Here is a 16684-nt window from a genome sequence, read left to right on the forward strand (position 1 = left end):
GCAGGTGCAGCAGCGAATCCACGCCGATGCCGATCGTTTCCACGCGCGCCTGCTGCATCGCCTGGTCCTCGACCTGCGCGGCGAAGCCGCCTTTCACGAGCGTCGCACCTGCACCCGCGGCTGTCGCGTAGACGCGCGCATTGCCGTCACCGTCGACCGCAACGGCGGCGTCTTCGTCGACGCCAAGGCCGAACAGGGGGCGGCCGGCGATCGACTCGGCCTTCGCGACGAATGCGATCAGGCGGCCGAGCCGGTTGCGCTCGCTGAAATGCGTGTCGGTGACGACGCCCTTCAGTTTCTCCAGGTGCAGGAAACCGGTTTCGATGGTGTTCTCCGGACCGAGGGGATCGGCAAGCGCGCGCGGGCTGATCTGGCTGCCGCCATCCATCGAGCCATAGAGATACTCGCCGAGCATCGCGAGGCCGGCGCTGGTGCCGCCGAGCGGCTTGCCGGCGCGCACGTGGGCGTCGAGCGCTGCAGCCACCGGCGTACCACGCCAGTAGCGCACGTAGCGCGACTGGTCGCCCCCGCCGATGAAGATGCCATCCGCGCGCTTCAGGCTGCGCAGCATCGCCGCGTCGGTCGCGGCCTCGCGATCCTTGAACACGAAGGTTTCCACCGACGCGATGCCGCCGACGTCCTTGAAGAACTCCTCGCCGATCTCGCCCGCCTGCGACGCGCGCAAAACGACGACGTGGCCGTTGCCGGCGCGCTGCATGAACCAGTGCAGCGCATCGAAATTGCGATCGCCGCCGCCCATCAGGAGCAGGCCGGGCTGAACGCGACCGGGCGTCTTCGCCGCGGTATCGCCGAGCACATAGTGTCCGTAGTCCGCCGCGAGAACGGGCGCACTGGACGTGCAAGCCAACATCACAGCCATCATCCATCGGTACCCAACCGTCATGCCGCCACTCCTCGATGCCCCAGCCGAAACCACGATCTCGAATTCGAACCGTTCGTGACGAGCGTGACGAGCGTGACGGAACGAAGTTCCGCGAAGTCGCAACACGCGCTTGCGTTCAACACGAACGGCCTTGGATTGTTCCAGACGAACCGGAGCCGCGCTTCCCCCATGCGGACCTTACGGGGCCGGGTTAGAGTGGCGTCATGCCGACCGACTTCGACGACTGGTTCGTGCGCGAGATCCTCGTCCACGAACGCGCGCTGGCGCAGTACCTGCAACGCTGCTGGCCGCATCGCGACGACCTGCACGACCTGCGCCAGGAGGTCTATGCGCGCGTCTACGAGGCGGCCGCGCGCAACCGCCCGGCGTCGCCGCAGGCGTTCCTGTTCACGACCGCACGCCACCTGATGACCGACCGGGCACGTCGCGCGCGCGTCGTGTCGATCGAACCCGTGGGTGATTTCGAGCTCTCGAACGTCCATGTAGTGGACGAGATGTCGCCCGAGCGATGGACGGGCGCGCGCCAGGCGTTGAAGCGCCTGGCCGACGCGCTCGATCGCCTGCCCGACCGCTGCCGCGAAGTGGTGTGGCTGCGGCGTGTCGAGGAATTGCCACAAAAGGACGTTGCGCAACGCATGGGCATCAGCGGGAAGACCGTGGAGAAGCAACTGGCCAAGGGCATGCGCCTGATCGCCGACCATCTGTACGGCGGCGAGCCCTTGCATCCCGGCGAGTCCAGCGAATGGACCGCCACCGACGAGGACGACGGAAATGCACGACAGCAGGCGGATTGAACAAGCCGCTGCCGAATGGCTCGTGCAGCGCGACCGTGGCGACTGGGGCACGCAGGACGAACAGTCGTTGCAGGACTGGCTGTCCGCGGACACGCATCATCGCGTCGCGTTCCTGCGGCTGCAGGCGGCATGGCGCGAAGCCGGTCGGTTGCAGGCGCTCGCGGCCGGGTTGCCGGACGGCACGGTGCCGCCGCGTCCGGCGTGGTCGTCCGGCGTTGCCGGCCAGCAATCGACGCACACGAACGAGGACATGGCGGCAGCGGATGTCGCGCCCGGTCGCGGACGTCGGGGTCGCTGGCACCATGCACTCGCGGCGACGCTGGCCTTCGCTGCGATCGGCTCGGCGGCCTGGCTCGGCTGGCAATGGAGCGGCCGTCACGAACAGAGCTATGCGAGCGGGCTCGGGCAACTGGAAAACGTGGTACTCGCGGACGGCTCGACCGCCACGCTCAGCAGCGACAGCCGGCTGCACGCACGCATTACACGCGCCGAACGCACCATCACCCTCGAACAGGGCGAAGCCTATTTCGAGGTGGCACATGACGCCGGCCGGCCGTTCGTGGTCGCCGCCGAGGGTCGCCGCGTGGTCGCCGTGGGCACGCGGTTCTCGGTGCGTCGCGATGCGCAGGAAGTGCGCGTCGTGGTGACCGAAGGCAAGGTGCGGCTCGACAGTCCCGTGGATGGCGATGGCCACCCCGCTCCCGTTTCCCTGCTGCCTGCCGGCAGCGTGGCGACCGCCGGCCGCAACGGCGTGCTCGTGCAGTCGCTGCCGATCGCGGACGCGGAACGCTATCTGCAATGGCGCAGCGGTTTCCTGACGTTCGACGACACTTCGCTCGCCAGTGCCGCTGCCGAATTCAACCGCTTCAACTCGCGCAAGCTGGAGCTCGCGGACGCCGGGGTCGCGGATCTTCGGGTCGGCGGAAATTTCCGCTGGGGCAACCTCGACAGCTTCGTGAAGCTGCTCGAACTCGGCTTCCCTGTGCGCGCCGAGCGCCTTCCCGACCGGATCGTGTTGCATACCCGCTGACGCGCCCGGGTCGGTGCATGGGGGAACCCGACCCGTTCGTTCGTCGTGATGAATCGAACAGGTGCCGTCCCGAGCACCGGGGGAGTGTCGTCGATGCGTCAACCCATGCGTGTCCTGCTGTTGGTCGTGGCCTGTTCGGCCGCCCTGTCGGCCCAGGCCCAGGTGTCCGCCGGCGCCATCGATGTGCCGGCCGGCGATCTCGCCACTGCGCTCAACACGCTGGCGCGCGAGTCCGGCACGCAACTGGTCTATCGCGCGGACGAGCTGAAAGGCGCTCGCACCGGCGGCGTGCACGGCGCGACCTCGACCGACCAGGCGCTCGAAACGCTGCTGCGCGGCAGCGGTTTCTCCGCCACGCGCGATGCATCTTCCGGCGCCATGCTGATCACGCGCGACAAGGCGCCCAACGGGCGCCCGGCCTCACCCGCTGCGGGACGCCCGAAGGACGTTCCTGCCGCGCCGCCGGCCGCCGAGGAAAAGCCCGTTACGCAAATGGAGACCTTGCAGGTCACCGGCTCGCGCATCCCGCGCTCGCAGGTGGAAGGACCGGCACCGATCTCGGTGATCACCGCCGCCGAGATCCAGGCCAACGGCTTCACCACCATTCCCGACGTGCTGCGGGCGATGACCCAGAACGGTGGCGAGACGCAGAGCCAGCAATCGGCGAGCGGCGCCGACTTCTCGCCGGGCGCGCAGCAGGTCGACCTGCGCGGGCTCGGCCCCAACCACACGCTCGTGCTCGTCAACGGCCGTCGCATCGCGGACTTTCCGATGCCGTTCAAGGGTCGCAGCAACTTCACCGACATCTCGAGCATTCCGATCGGCATGATCGAACGGATCGAAGTGCTGACCGGCAGCGCGTCGGCGATCTACGGTTCCGACGCGATCTCCGGCGTCGTCAACTTCATCCTCAAAAAGAAGATCGACGGCACCATCCTCGACGTGCGCGCCGGCACCACCACCGAAGGTGGCGGCTCGTCCTTCGACGCGAGCATCGTCAGCGGCTTCGAGCGCGGCAACTTCAGTGGGGTCTACAGCATCGAGCTGACCTCGCAGAATCCGCTGTGGGCGTATGACCGCGACATCCAGGACTCCACCCTCGACGCGCCGACCGCGAGCTCCCGCTCCGCGCGGCGCGCTTACCTGCGCACCGACTGGGATGACACCTACATCGATCCCGGCCAGGCGACCTGCGACGCGCTCGCCGGACAGAACCACGGCAGCACCTACCGCGCCTCGCGCCCCGGCTGGGGACCGTATGATCCAGAACTCGACGACTACGGCCCGGGCTACTACTGCGGCAGCGACAAGTCGATCGGCTACGGCACGATCCTGAGCAAGCGACGCGGCATCAACGGCTACGCGTCGATGGCGTACAACCTCGGCAACGGCAACGAATGGTTCGCCGACGTGCAGGCGGGGCGCCATACGGTCGACATCTTCCGCGACGTGACGTCGTGGAGCTACATGGCGCCGGACGGCAACGAGGAAGGCTACTTCTTCAACCAGGCCACCGACCAGGTCGAATACTGGCAGCGCCAGTTCTCGCCGGAGGAAATCGGCGGCCTCAACCGCAACATGATCGAAACGACGCAGAAGACGTTCGGGCTGACCACCGGATTCAAGGGCACGTTCGGCAACGACTGGGACTACGAGGCCTCGCTCAGCCATTCGCTGTACAAGGCCGACATCAGTTGGCCACAGATCGTCGCCGCGCGTGCGAATGCGCTGTTCCTGGGCGAGCAGCTCGGCGAGAACGACGACGGATTGCCGATCTTCGACGTCGATCCGTCCCGCCTGTACACGCCGCTGACGCGCGCCGAATACGATTCCATCGCGGCGCGCACGGTCTACCATCCGAAATCGGAGACGAGCACCGCGGCGTTCACGGCCAGCACGATCGACCTGTTCGCACTGCCCGGCGGCAGCGCGGGATTTTCCGGCACGGTCGAAGTCGGGCGCCAGGCCTACGACCTCAATCCCGATCCGCTCGCGACCGAGTACTACTACTACAGCTGGAAGGATTCCGACGGCCACGGCAGCCGCAACCGCTGGGCGACCGCGAGCGAACTGCGCATGCCGGTGCTGGAGTCGCTCAACCTCAGCGTGGCCGGACGCTACGACCAGTACCGCTATTCCGGACACACGATCGGCAAGGCGACCTGGAGCACGGGCCTCGAATGGCGTCCGCTCGCCAGCCTGCTCGTGCGCGGCTCGTACGGCACCGCGTTCCGCGCGCCCGACCTGCACTACGTCTATTCGGGCATCGGCAACGACGAGACATCCGGCACCGACTACTACAACTGCCTGCTCGACCAGGCCGAGGACTGCGAGGAATATTCCGAAGGACTGATCCGCACGCGCCAGGGCAACCGCAACCTCGATCCGGAAACCAGCAAGTCCTGGACCGCCGGTTTCGTCTGGTCGCCGATCTCGGGCATGGACGTCTCGCTGGACTGGTTCGACATCAACATGCGCAACCAGGTGCAGGACATGAGCGTCGACGCGATCCTGCGCGACGAAGCGTCCTGCCGCCTCGGCACCCTCGACATCCATTCGCCGACCTGCGTCGACGCGTTGTCGCGCATCACGCGCAGCGCCAACGGTTCGCTGTACGGCATCTACGTCAACCCGATCAACGTCGCGCGTGAAACCACCAGCGGCATCGACCTCTCGGCACGCTACCGCTTCGACACGAGGATCGGCCAGTTCACGCTCGCCGCCAACCACACCTGGGTGAAGCGGCACGATTTCCAGCAGTACCCGGGCGATCCGGTCGAGAACGAATTCGCCGTTAACAGCGGCTTCGACATTCCGCGCATCAAGACCAGCGCGAGCGTGACCTGGGAGAACGACACCTGGTCCGCCACGCTGCACGGCGAGCGCCTGGGCCGCCTGCCGAACGGCTGGTCGTACGACCAGGTGTGGGAGGACGGCGATCCGGGCCCGACAATCCCGGCGACCTACCGCTTCAATGCGTCGGCGCAGTACCGCTTCGACGACCACGCGCGCGTTTCGCTCGCCGTGACCAACCTGTTCAACAAGATGCCGCCGCGCGACCCGACTTATACGGCGTACCCGTACTATGACGTGTCCTGGTTCGACGCGATGGGTCGCACCGTGAACCTGCAATTCACGTACAAGTTCGGCGGCAGCAAGCTGTAGCGATCCGTTCTTGCCGCAAGGAGATGCCGCAATGGCGCCGGCGCATTTTCAGTGGAGCGTCGGTCTGGCGGGCGCGGGCGCCGTGCTGCGCGTGGGCACCTTGTGCATCTCGCGCCCAGCAACAGCCCCGTCGTCGCGGCCTCCTTGTGCACGCCACGCCATCGATTGCGCGCGTCATTGACGTGCGCAAATTCGGGCGCGACTTGATCGCCGTCAAGACCGCGTCCGCGCACGCGCACTACCATTGCACTCTCGTCGCCGTATCGGAGTCCGCGCATGAAAGCAGCTGTCGTACGCGCATTCGGCCGCCCTCTCGTCATCGAAGACATGCCGGTGCCGCAACCTGGTCCAGGCGAAGTCCTGCTCAAGGTGCGGACCAGCGGCGTCTGCCACACCGATCTGCACGCCGCCGACGGCGACTGGCCGGTACAGCCGGTGCTGCCCTTCATTCCGGGTCACGAAGGGGTCGGCGTGGTCGCCGCACTCGGCGCCGGCGTGAAGGGCCTGCGCGAGGGCGACCTCGCCGGCGTGCCGTGGCTGCACGATGCGTGTGGCCACTGCGAGCACTGCACCTCCGGCTGGGAAACGCTGTGCGAGTCGCAGCACAACACCGGCTACAGCGTGAATGGCACATTCGCCGAATACGTCGTTGCGAATGCCGCGTACGCGGCGCCGCTGCCTGCGGATGTCGACGAGCTCGCGATCGCCCCGATCCTGTGCGCGGGCGTCACGACGTACAAGGGCATCCGCGAGACCGAAGCGCGCCCGGGCGAATGGATCGCGATCTACGGCGTCGGAGGCCTCGGCCACGTCGCGATCCAGTACGCGAAGGCAATGGGCCTGCACGTGGTCGCGCTCGACGTCTCGGCGGACAAACTCGCACTCGCGCGCGCATGCGGTGCGGACGTCGCGCTCGACGCGGCCGCATCGGACGCGGTCGCGCGGACGCTGCAGGCGACCGATGGCGGCGCGCACGGCGTGCTCGTCACGGCGGTGTCGCTGCCGGCGTTCGAACAGGCCCTGGCGGTCGTGCGCCGGCGCGGCACGATCAGCCTCGTCGGCCTGCCCCCCGGCCATTTCCCCACGCCGGTGTTCGATGTCGTGCTCAAGCGCATCACGCTGCGCGGCTCGATCGTCGGCACCCGTCGCGACCTTGCCGAAGCACTCGCGTTCGCAGCGGAAGGCAAGGTGCGCACGCGCGTGCACGCCGCCCGGCTCGAGGACATCAATACCGTGTTCTCGGACCTGAAGGCCGGCAGGATCGACGGGCGGATCGTGTTGGACCTGCGCTGATCGCGACGACAGGCCGGCGCCGATGCACGCGACGCGTCCGTCAATGCGCGACGGGCGAGCGCTTCGATTGCGCTGGATCAACCGGCTCGACGGCCTGTGCGATCCCGCGCGCCGGGCCTGCGCAGTCGCCAAGCAATCGTGAACGTGCGAGCCAGTCGGCATCCGGGTAGTACGCGAACAGGAACGATCCCTCGCTCAGCGTATCGATCAGCGGGCGCGCGATCGCGGGACGCACCGCCGGGCAACCGAAGCTCCGGCCGAGGCGCCCCTGCCGCTGCACGAGTTCCTCGCTGACGTAGGGTGCGCCGTGAACGACGATCGCGCGTTCCATCGCAAGGTCATTGAAACCCGGTTCCAGGCCGCGCAAGCGCAATGAGTATCCGTTGTGCCCGACGTACGTGCCGGCGCTCTCGAAGCCACCGAGGCTCGACTCGAGGCTGCCGACCTCGTTCGAAAAGTGCTCCGCCAGGTTCCCGCCGCTGTTGCGGCCGTGCGCCACGCGCTCCTCGTAAAGGAGCTTCTGCTGCACGACATCGAAGATCCACAGCCTCGGCAAGGTCGAAGGGCGCGAATAGTCGATGATGCCGAGGATCCGATCGTCTCGATCAGTTGAATGCTTCCGGCATGCCAATGCGCGCGTGGCCAATTCGAGCACGCGCGGATCGGCGGCCGGTGCCGCACGCTCGAGTGCGCCTGCGAGTGCCGTGGGCGCCGGAGCTGGCATCGGTTCGGCGCTGGCGATGCCTGCACCGGAAAGCAGCGCGGCCAGCATGCTTCCGATGGCCAGCGCGGAGCGCACCATGAATTCCGTGCGTTTTCGCCGTGGATCGTTCGGCTCAATTCCCATGCCCAAGCCTATCATCCGGCGCAGTGGACGATTGCAACACGGGTTCCGCTGATGCATCTCCGCTGCGCAAGGCGGGCTGGTCCGTGACCAGGATGCTGGTTCCCGGCACAAGAATCGCTTCGATGTGCGCCACAAACTCTTGCGGAGCCCGCAAGCTGAACGCCAATGCATCCATCGACAAGTCACCGAGGCTGCCGCGTATCGGATACACCGCCCAGGTCCGCGCAGCCGGCGCGATGGCCTCCTTCGCGGGTGTTGCCTGCCCGGCGACGAACACGACCGCACCATCGCGATGGAATCCCTCGGCAATCACCAGGTCGGCGCTGCCGATCCGGACGCCGTTGCGCAACACGTACACACGACGGTCCGCGAGGCTCGCCAGGATACTGACCGGGCCGTCGGCCCCCGCTGCATCGTCCCACCAGGAGGGTTGGGCGCTCCCCTGCGCGGCCATCGCCGCCTCGCCCAACGGTGTCACCGGTGCGAGTACCGCGGGGTGAACGATCTCCGGAGCACTTGCCCCGGCATCCGCGACCACCACGGTATCGCCGCGCGCGGTGACCTCGAACAGGCGTTGTGCGAATCCATGGGGCAACCGCACGCAACCATGCGATGCCGCGTAGCCGGGCAGGGTCCCTGCGTGCAGCGCGACACCATCCCAGGTCAGTCGCTCCATATACGGCATCGGTGCGTCGTCATACAGATTGGAACGGTGTTCCCGCTCCTTCTGCAGGATCGTGAATACACCCGTCGGCGTGGCATGCCCGCTCCGCCCCGAGCTGATCGGACTGGAGCCGATTGCGATCCCGTTCCGATAGACGTGGACGCTCTGTTCCGCGAGGCTGACGACGATGACCATGGGCCCACGCGGCGCTGCCTGCGGCTGCCACTCGAAGGCAGGCACCCCCGCTCCCGCTGCATCGGCCGGATGCGTCAGCAGCCAGGGCGTTGCCGCCAAACCGATCGCGAGCAGGAATAACCTTCCAAGCTTGTTCACCGGTGATCTCACGATTGGACGTGTCGCGTACGGTTCCCAGGCGCTCAATGGGGTCGCCATGCGCGCTTTCAATTTCTCATGAAGACCGGCAAGGTTGCCTCCTGCAACACGGTTCGGGTAGCACCCCCGAATGCCCATTCGCTGAAGCGGTTGCGTCCGTATGCACCCATGACCAGCAGGTCGGCACCGACTTCAGCGCATGCCGAGAGGAGAGCCTTTCCCGCGTTTTCATCCGAAGCGGTGATGCCCTTGGCATTCGAGCCCACCCCGTGACGCGCGAGATAGTCGTGGATGTCGAATGGGGGCAACCAGCCCGCTTCGATCTCGGGAGCGCGGCGCGCCCCGTCCAACAGGATCACGCTGGATGCGTGGGACAGCAATGGCAGTGCGGCGTGGACGGCGCGCACGGCCTCGGCTGAACCGTTCCATGCAATCGCGATGCAGCCGAGCGAGGCGTTTCGCGTCGACGCTGGCGCCACGATGCACGGCATGCGCGAACCGAGCACCAATGCGCCAAGATCCGCAGGGGAAGCCCACGGAGATTCGCGATCGCGTTCCAGGACGAGCAGATCGTGCCAGTTGCCGATGTGCCCGAGCGTCTCCGGCGCTCGTCCCTCGGCCACCTGCCAACTTGCCGAACGCACGCCCATCCGCTTTGCCCAGGCAGTAAAGGAACCCGCCGCCGCGTGCGCCGACTGCTCCGCGTCGCGCGCCGTCTCGAAGATCGCCTGGATGGCGTCGCCGGACGCGTATGGCGGCATCATGTACAGCGGTGACGGATGAACGAACACGCCGGTCAATGCACCGTCGATGCGCGCGGTGAGGTCCGCCGCGTATTCGATGCCGCCGCTCCATGAATCGTATCGCCTGGCATAAACCATGACGTCTCGCATGTTGTCGTTCCTCCTGTCTGTCAGGACACCGGCAGTGCGCTGGCGGCGACTGCCGGATCGAGCATGGCGACCATCTGCCGGGCATCGCACAGATGGCCGGGCACTTCGGATCAGCCTGTTCCAGACTATCTGCCGCGATCCGCCAGGCCCTTGATCGTGGTCAAACTCGAACGACGATCGTTTGCGGGTTTGATCCAGATCAACAGCATGTGATCGCACTCGCGAATATCATCGCGCCATCCCCCGGAGTACGCCATGACTATGCCCACCCGCCCGACCCCACCATCCAATGCATCTGCAGAGGAGTCCGTTGCGAAACCCGCCGCGCAAGCAGGGCGTCCAGGCGAGGCGCATTGGCACGACGTCCTGCTCGACGGTACCCGCGTGCTGATCCGGCCGATCCACAAGGAGGATGCCGAGCTGGAGCGCGAATTCATCGAACTCCTCTCTGCACGATCGAAGCGCCTGCGCTTTCTCGGCTCGATCGGTTCGCCGAGCGACACGCTGATCCGCCAACTCACCGACATCGACTTTCGACGCGAGGCGGCGTTCGCCGCCCTTCTCGCGCGCGAAGGCGCCAAGCACCTGATCGGCGTCAGCCGGTTCAGCCTCGGCGCCGACGGAAAATCGTGCGAGTGTGCGGTGACGGTCGCCGATGAATGGCAGCACAAGGGGTTGGGGACGCTGCTGATGCGCCATCTCATCGAGGTCGCGCGCGAGCGTGGCGTGCACGAGATGGCTTCCATCGATGCCGCGGACAATACGGAGATGCAGGAGCTCGCCGAATTCCTCGGCTTCACGCGACACACCGATCCGCAGGACCCGCATCAGGTCATCCACTCCCTGCGGCTCTGAGCGGCGTCGCGCGTCAGGTGCCCCGGCGCGTCGCGCTGCGGCGGAACCTGTGCGCACTGCTGCGAAAAATCTGATGCGCAGGTGCGCGACGCGGACCGGCAGCCTCGACCAAAGAGCCGCGCCTGGCGGGCTCCGACGCTGGACGCTTCATCAACGAAAAACCCGCCGAGAGGGCGGGTTTTGCCGTAGATGCAACGTGGACGGAGGGCGGGGAATCAAAACGGGATGTCGTCGTCCTCGAAGCCGCCGCTGTCCGCCGGTGGTGGCGCGGACGAACGCGGAGCGGAGGGCGCGCCACGCGACGGAGCGGAACGCTCACCGCCGCGATCGCGGCTGTACCCGCCGCCACCACCGCCACCGCCACCTTCGCCGCCGCGGCTGCCGAGCATCTGCATCTCGTCGGCAATGATGTCGGTCGAGTAGCGCTTGATGCCGTCCTTCTCGTATTCGTCGGTGCGCAGCTTGCCTTCGACGTAGACCTGGCTGCCCTTCTTGAGGTACTCGCCGGCGATCTCCGCAAGGCGACCGAAGAACTTCACGCGGTGCCATTCGGTGCGTTCCTGCTGCTCGCCGGTCTGCTTGTCCTTCCAGCTTTCCGAGGTTGCGATGCGGATCGAGGTGATCGCGCTGCCGCTGGTGGTGTAGCGCGTCTCGGGATCGGCGCCGAGGTTGCCGACCAGGATGACCTTGTTGATGCCGCGTGCCATGAAAGTTCCTCTGTCTCGTCCTGCTGTGCGGCGCGCAGGATAACATTCCCGGCCCTCCTGGCCGCGGACGGATCGCCGCTGCGGGCGTCCGACTGCGGCGCGCAGTCATGTCAGCCGACGCCGACCCGGAACGTCGGCACATGGCTGGCGCCGCAATCGCGGCGTCGCTGCCTAGTCCACGGCGGGACGGGCACCCGCAGGCTCGGGCCAGCGCTGCGGCACGCGGCGCAGGTCCCCGACGGCATAGCCGAGCGCCTCGAGGCGCGCCACGGCCGCATCGTAGTCGGCCTCGGGGATCGTCGGCGTGCGCGCCATGATCCAGGCGTAGTCGCGTGCATTGCGCGCAATGATGGTCCGCGAGTACCCGGCATCGAGGTCGGCAATGATGTACTCGGCCCGGATCGGCCAGATGAACTGCATGCCCCACACCGCATTGCCGGTTCCCGCCTGCACGAAGCCGCGCGGGCGCATCGTTTTCAGGGGAGCATCGAACGATCCGTTGCGGTAGCGGAAGGTCGTGCGGATCGTGCCGTCCGCCTGCAATGCGTAGGACTCGATCGCGTTGAAGGCATTGCGTTCGGGACGCGACGGGATATGTGCGATCACGTACCAGTCGCCCATGAAGCGTGCCAGGTCGACCTGCTCGACCGGTCGGATCGCAGGCCGGTCGTGCGCGCATCCGGCCATGGCGAACATGAGTCCGGCACACGCGATGAATCCGATCCGACGCCGGGCGTTCATGCGCGACGCTCGAACAGGTAGTGGGCGACCATCCATTCACTGCCGTCGGCGTAGCCGAACAATTCGGCGCAGGCCATCCAGAACATGCGCCAGCGCTGGAACCACAGGGGCGCCGCTTCGCCGTAGGCGTGGCGCAGGATCGGCATCAGGACCTCCCGCTTGCGGTCCTGCCCTTGCAGCCAATGGTTCGCCGTGCGCTGGTAGTGGCGGCCGTCGACGAGCCAGCGACGCTCGAGTACGAGGTCGCGCTGGAAGCAGGCAAAGGTATCGGCCGAGGGCATCAGTCCGCCGGTGAAGAAATGCCGACCCAGCCAGTTTCCGTCGCCCTCCGTCTCGAACGGATACAGCAGCGTGCGATGGCAGAAGATGTGCGCGAACAGCTTGCCGTCGGCGCGCAGCCACGAGCGTATGCGCTCGAACAGCGCCTGGTAGTTGCGCAGGTGTTCGAACATCTCGATCGATACGCAGCGGTCGAAACGTGCCACCGGCAGGTCGAGATGGTTGACGTCGCGCGTCAGCACCTGCACGTTGTGCAGGCCGAGCTCGCTGCAGCGCGCTTCGATGAACTCGCGCTGTGGCCGCGAATTGGAAATGGCCGTGATGCGCGCGTTCGGGTACCGGGCGGCCATCCACAGCGTCAGCGAGCCCCAGCCGCAACCGAGTTCGAGGATGTCCTGGCCATCGGCGAGCTGCGCACGCTCGCCGTACAAAGCGAGCATCGCGTCCTCCGCCTCGGCCAGCGTCTCGTTGCCGTTCGGGTAGTAGCACGACGAGTACTTCAGTCGCGGCCCGAGGCAATGGGCGAAGAAAGCCGGCGGCAATTCATAGTGCTGGCGGTTCGCCGCATCGGTGTGGATCGCCAGCGGGCTTTCGCGCAGCGAGGCGATGCGCAGTGCGAAGCGCATCGACTGGGCTTCGGGACCGCCCAGGGCCTCCTCGCGCAGGCGCTGCGCGCATTGCCGGCGGATCCCGGCACGCAGGAGGCTGTCGGGCAGCCAGCCGCGTTCGGCGAGACCGAGCAGGCCGGGTGCGGCATGGTCGGTGTCGAGTTCGAGCGTGTTCACAAGCGTCGTCATGGCAAGTCCTCGGTCGATGGTTTTTTCGGAAACCATGGAAACAGCATCGGCGTCGTGCGCTGGTAGGCACGGTAGTCGTCGCCGCGGGTACGCAACGCCTGCGCCTCGGTGAACGGGATGCCGCTCAGCCAGCGCAGGAAGACGAACATCACGACCGGTCCTGCCCACGCCAGCCAGGCCAGCGGCGAACCGAGCGCGAGCAACACGTAGGCAAACCAGTGCAGCCATTCGAAGAAGTAGTTCGGGTGGCGCGAATAGCGCCAGAGTCCCTCGCGACAGGTACGTCCCTTGTTGGCCGGGTCTGCGCGGAAGCGCGCGAGCTGTGCATCCGCGAGCGCCTCGCCGGCCACGCATCCGATCCAGAGCACGATCGCGAGGATCAGCGACGGCGTGACCGTCGCGACCGGATTGGCCGCCGTCGCAACGAATGGAAGCGCGAACAAGGCGACGAGCAGGGCCTGGAACTGGAAGAACGCGAACCATGCGCGCTGGTCCTCGCCCCAGCGCGCGCGCAAATGGGCGTAGCGCCCATCCTCGGGTTCCCCGCGCACGCGGTGCCACAGATGAGCCGCAAGCCGGATCCCCCATGCGCCACCGAGCACGGCGAGCACGCAGCGCGGCAGGACGGCGCCATCGCCGAACAGCGCTGCGACGATGGCCGCGCTGCCGACCCCGAGCGCCCAGATCGCGTCGACGATGCCCGCGTTGCGATGGCGTCGCTGCCAGGACCAGCCAGCCGTTTGTGCGGCGGCCGCGAGGATCCAGATCGAGACCAGGGTCACCGGCGCACTCATCGCGCTGCTCCTTGCAGGCCGACCGGACGCGAGCGCCGATGCCAGCGCTGTGCCAGCAATGCCAGCAATGGCAGCGCAATCGCCCAGCCGAACGCGAGCATCGCGACGGCGTGCCACGCCGGCGCCGCGAACACCACCGCACCGAAGCCGCGAGCCGCGCCGAGGTAGGCCAGCGGACCGCCGATGGCGCCGAGCACGACAGCCCAGTCCGCCCGCCCGCGCAGGAAGGCGAACGAGTGGTTGATGGTCATTGCGAACGCAGCCCACACGGCGAGGATCCACGCCGGTGCCGGCAGCAACGCGTCGTGCGATGCGTAGTGCAGCACGCCGAAGCCCGCCAGCGTTCCATCCAGCACGATGCCGACGAGCAATGCACACAGCACGAGAAGCAGGTCGCTGCGTCGCTCAGTCGAGGCGGACAATTGCAGCGCGACGAACAGCGCCGCCACGCCGACGCCGACCCATGGTGCGTCGCGCGCCGCACCGATCACCGCCGCAAACCAGACGGCCTGGTAGCCCAGAAGGTTCGCCCAGAAGCCCATGTCACGCCTCCACGCGATCGAGACCGGTGATGAATTCCGCGTTGCGTCTGCCGGGCTTGGCCAGCAGCATCTGCGCGACGCCGATCGAACGTTCGCGGAAGCCGCCTTCGCAATAGGCGAGGTAGAACTCCCACAGGCGCATGAAGCGGCGATCGAACCCCTGCGCGCGCACCTCGGACTGGCGCGCGAGGAAGCGCTCGCGCCACGCCTGCAAGGTGCGCGCATACGACGACCCGAAGTCCTCCATGTGCACCAGTCCGAGATCGCAGCTGCGCGCCTTCGACGCGACCAGCGCCGCGACCGAGGGGATGAACGAACCGGGGAACACATGACGCTTGATGAAATCGACCGAACGCAGCGCCTGGGCGTAGCGGTGGTCCTCGATCGTGATCGCCTGGATCAGGGCGAGGCCGGTGGGCGCGAGCAGCGCACCCAGCTTGGCGAAATAGCCGTCGAGATTCGGCGCGCCAATCGCTTCGACCATCTCGATCGACACCAGCTTGTCGAACTGTCCATGCAGATCGCGGTAGTCCTGCAGCAACAGCGTGACGCGGTCCTGCAGCCCGGCCGCCGCGACCCGTTCGCTGGCCAGCGCATGCTGTTCACGCGAAATCGTCGTGGTGGTGACGTGGCAACCGTATTCTGCGGCGGCATGCAGCGCGAAGCCGCCCCAGCCGGTACCGATCTCGACCACGCGGTCGCCCGGCTGCAACTGCAGCTTGCGGCAGATGCGTTCAAGCTTGCGCGTCGACGCCTGCTCGAGCGTATCCACGTCGCTTGCATAGAGCGCCGAGGAATACATCAGGTCGTCCGACAGGAAAAGGCGGAAGAAATCATTGCCGAGGTCGTAATGGGCGGCGATGTTGCGGCGGGCGCCGCTGCGCGTATTGCGACGCAACGCATGCCAGGCGCGAAGTGCAAGTGAACCCGCTCCTGCCAGTCCGGACTCCATTCCGTCGAGGAGATCGCGATTGCGCACGAGCAGGCGCACGAGGCCGACCAGATCATCGCAGTCCCAGGCGCCGTCGATGTAGGCTTCGGCAGCGCCCACGCTGCCGTTCATCGCGATGGCTCGGTAGAACGCCGGATCATGCACGTCGATCGTCAAGGGATCGGTTCCGCGCCCGAGCTCGCTCTTGCCGAGCGCATCGCGCAGACGCAATGGCCGGCCCCCAAGCGCGTCCATCTGCGCAAGCAGGCGTGCGCGCAATGCGCGATCGATGCGGCCCCAGGCGGGCGCATCGGAATGACGGAACTCGTCGGCGATCTCGTTCATGGGGCTTCCCGCACCGGATGGGGGTGGTCGTGGATGGGCGTTCGCTTCAGCCACAGCTGCAGCGCCTGCCAGTGGATGGCGCCGACGACCTGCACGGTCATCAACGGATAGCGCCACAGCACGCGCGCGAGCGCGGCGGTATCGAGCGGTCGGCGCTGCAGCGCGAGGGTCGCGTCGAATTCGCGATCGTCGCCGCGCAGCACGTCCATCTGCACGTGCAGATCTTCGCCGGGAGCGGTGAACGTCCAGCGGTAGTCGCGCTCCATCGCCATGAACGGCGACACGTGGAACGCCTTGCCGAATTCCCAGCGCCATGTACGTCCACGGCGTCCTGCTTCCGCCACGGGCAGCACGTAGGCATGGCGTTCCTTCCAGGGCGTGTTGGTGATTTCCGCGACGACGTGGCGGAGCGTCGTGCCGTCCGCTTCGAAGCAGTAATAGAACGTGACCGGATTGAACACGTGGCCGAAGTAGCGCAGATGGGTCAGCACGCGGATTGGCCCGTCGGCAGGCACGGCGCCGGCGGCGCGTATGCGCCCGCGCACGGCCTCGGCCAGGGGTAGATTGTCGGGCCCGAGATAGTCTCGTCGGCGGAATTCGGCGACGTTGCGGTGACCGTTCGACCACAACCAGCGCCCGCTGAACACGCGATCGAGCTCGTCGAGGTCGAGGTAAAGCTGCGCCATGCGGTAATGGAATTGATGCGCGTGCGGCATGCGCCGCCGATGCCGGACCGAACCTTCGTAGATCGCACTGCACAGGGGCATGGC

Annotated in this window: 15 protein-coding genes and 1 pseudogene; 5 read left to right on the plus strand and 11 right to left on the minus strand. The window is 67.0% G+C overall.

Annotated features, from left to right (window positions below; genetic code table 11):
- Window positions 1-157: 157 nt before the first annotated feature.
- Window positions 158-904: pseudogene (locus tag ACILRJ_RS11255) on the minus strand (cyanophycinase); the annotation flags it as partial.
- Window positions 905-1107: 203 nt separating this feature from the next.
- Between ACILRJ_RS11255 and ACILRJ_RS11260 the strand changes: the two are divergent.
- From ACILRJ_RS11260 to adhP, 4 genes are all read left to right on the plus strand, one after another.
- Window positions 1108-1698 carry an RNA polymerase sigma factor gene (locus tag ACILRJ_RS11260; RefSeq protein ID WP_395683282.1) on the plus strand — a complete coding sequence of 197 codons (591 nt, stop codon included), beginning with the start codon at window positions 1108-1110 and terminating at the stop codon, window positions 1696-1698.
- On the plus strand, window positions 1676-2728 hold the full coding sequence (locus ACILRJ_RS11265; RefSeq protein WP_395683283.1) for a FecR family protein: 1053 nt from the start codon (window positions 1676-1678) through the stop codon (window positions 2726-2728). The genes ACILRJ_RS11260 and ACILRJ_RS11265 overlap by 23 nt, the downstream gene beginning before the upstream one ends.
- 93 nt (window positions 2729-2821) lie before the next feature.
- Window positions 2822-5893 (plus strand): TonB-dependent receptor domain-containing protein, encoded by a 3072-nt coding sequence (locus tag ACILRJ_RS11270; protein ID WP_395683284.1) that lies wholly within the window; start codon window positions 2822-2824, stop codon window positions 5891-5893.
- Window positions 5894-6169: 276 nt separating this feature from the next.
- Entirely contained in the window at window positions 6170-7186 is a 1017-nt protein-coding gene (adhP, locus tag ACILRJ_RS11275; RefSeq protein WP_395683285.1) for an alcohol dehydrogenase AdhP, read from the plus strand.
- Window positions 7187-7226: 40 nt separating this feature from the next.
- On the opposite strand, the gene ACILRJ_RS11280 is transcribed toward adhP, so the two are convergent.
- The 3 genes from ACILRJ_RS11280 to ACILRJ_RS11290 all read right to left on the minus strand — a co-directional run bounded on the left by ACILRJ_RS11280 (window position 7227) and on the right by ACILRJ_RS11290 (window position 10142).
- On the minus strand, window positions 7227-7988 hold the full coding sequence (locus ACILRJ_RS11280; protein WP_395683286.1) for a murein L,D-transpeptidase catalytic domain family protein: 762 nt from the start codon (window positions 7986-7988) through the stop codon (window positions 7227-7229).
- Between the two features lie 34 nt (window positions 7989-8022).
- Complete coding sequence (locus ACILRJ_RS11285) at window positions 8023-9030, minus strand: L,D-transpeptidase (RefSeq protein ID WP_395683287.1); 1008 nt, start codon at window positions 9028-9030, stop codon at window positions 8023-8025.
- A gap of 68 nt (window positions 9031-9098) precedes the next feature.
- A complete protein-coding gene (locus tag ACILRJ_RS11290) occupies window positions 9099-10142 on the minus strand; it encodes a universal stress protein (protein ID WP_395683288.1) in 1044 nt (347 codons plus the stop codon).
- Between the two features lie 36 nt (window positions 10143-10178).
- Here ACILRJ_RS11290 and ACILRJ_RS11295 point away from each other — a divergent pair, with 36 nt between their 5' ends.
- Window positions 10179-10778, plus strand: a complete 600-nt coding sequence (locus ACILRJ_RS11295; RefSeq protein ID WP_395683289.1) for a GNAT family N-acetyltransferase — start codon at window positions 10179-10181, stop codon at window positions 10776-10778.
- A 215-nt stretch (window positions 10779-10993) separates the two neighbouring features.
- Here the strand turns inward: ACILRJ_RS11295 and ssb are convergent, their stop codons facing one another.
- From ssb to ACILRJ_RS11330, 7 genes are all read right to left on the minus strand, one after another.
- A complete protein-coding gene (gene ssb, locus ACILRJ_RS11300) occupies window positions 10994-11485 on the minus strand; it encodes a single-stranded DNA-binding protein (RefSeq protein WP_395683290.1) in 492 nt (163 codons plus the stop codon).
- A gap of 171 nt (window positions 11486-11656) precedes the next feature.
- Complete coding sequence (locus ACILRJ_RS11305) at window positions 11657-12181, minus strand: lipocalin family protein (RefSeq protein WP_395683519.1); 525 nt, start codon at window positions 12179-12181, stop codon at window positions 11657-11659.
- 41 nt (window positions 12182-12222) lie between these two features.
- Window positions 12223-13302: a class I SAM-dependent methyltransferase gene (locus ACILRJ_RS11310; RefSeq protein WP_395683291.1), complete on the minus strand. Its 1080-nt coding sequence runs from the start codon at window positions 13300-13302 to the stop codon at window positions 12223-12225.
- The gene (locus ACILRJ_RS11315) at window positions 13299-14096 is read right to left on the minus strand and encodes a DUF1295 domain-containing protein (protein WP_395683292.1); all 798 of its coding nucleotides are present in this window, start codon (window positions 14094-14096) and stop codon (window positions 13299-13301) included. Before ACILRJ_RS11315 ends, ACILRJ_RS11310 begins: the two co-directional genes overlap by 4 nt.
- Entirely contained in the window at window positions 14093-14638 is a 546-nt protein-coding gene (locus ACILRJ_RS11320; RefSeq protein ID WP_395683293.1) for a DUF2878 domain-containing protein, read from the minus strand. Before ACILRJ_RS11320 ends, ACILRJ_RS11315 begins: the two co-directional genes overlap by 4 nt.
- Before the next feature lies 1 nt (window position 14639).
- Window positions 14640-15914: a class I SAM-dependent methyltransferase gene (locus ACILRJ_RS11325; RefSeq protein ID WP_395683294.1), complete on the minus strand. Its 1275-nt coding sequence runs from the start codon at window positions 15912-15914 to the stop codon at window positions 14640-14642.
- Window positions 15911-16681 (minus strand): DUF1365 domain-containing protein, encoded by a 771-nt coding sequence (locus ACILRJ_RS11330; protein ID WP_395683295.1) that lies wholly within the window; start codon window positions 16679-16681, stop codon window positions 15911-15913. Before ACILRJ_RS11330 ends, ACILRJ_RS11325 begins: the two co-directional genes overlap by 4 nt.
- Between the last annotated feature and the right edge of the window lie 3 nt (window positions 16682-16684).

This window comes from Dokdonella sp. (assembly GCF_044227025.1).
In the GTDB taxonomy this organism is placed as follows: Bacteria; Pseudomonadota; Gammaproteobacteria; order Xanthomonadales; family Rhodanobacteraceae; genus Dokdonella_A.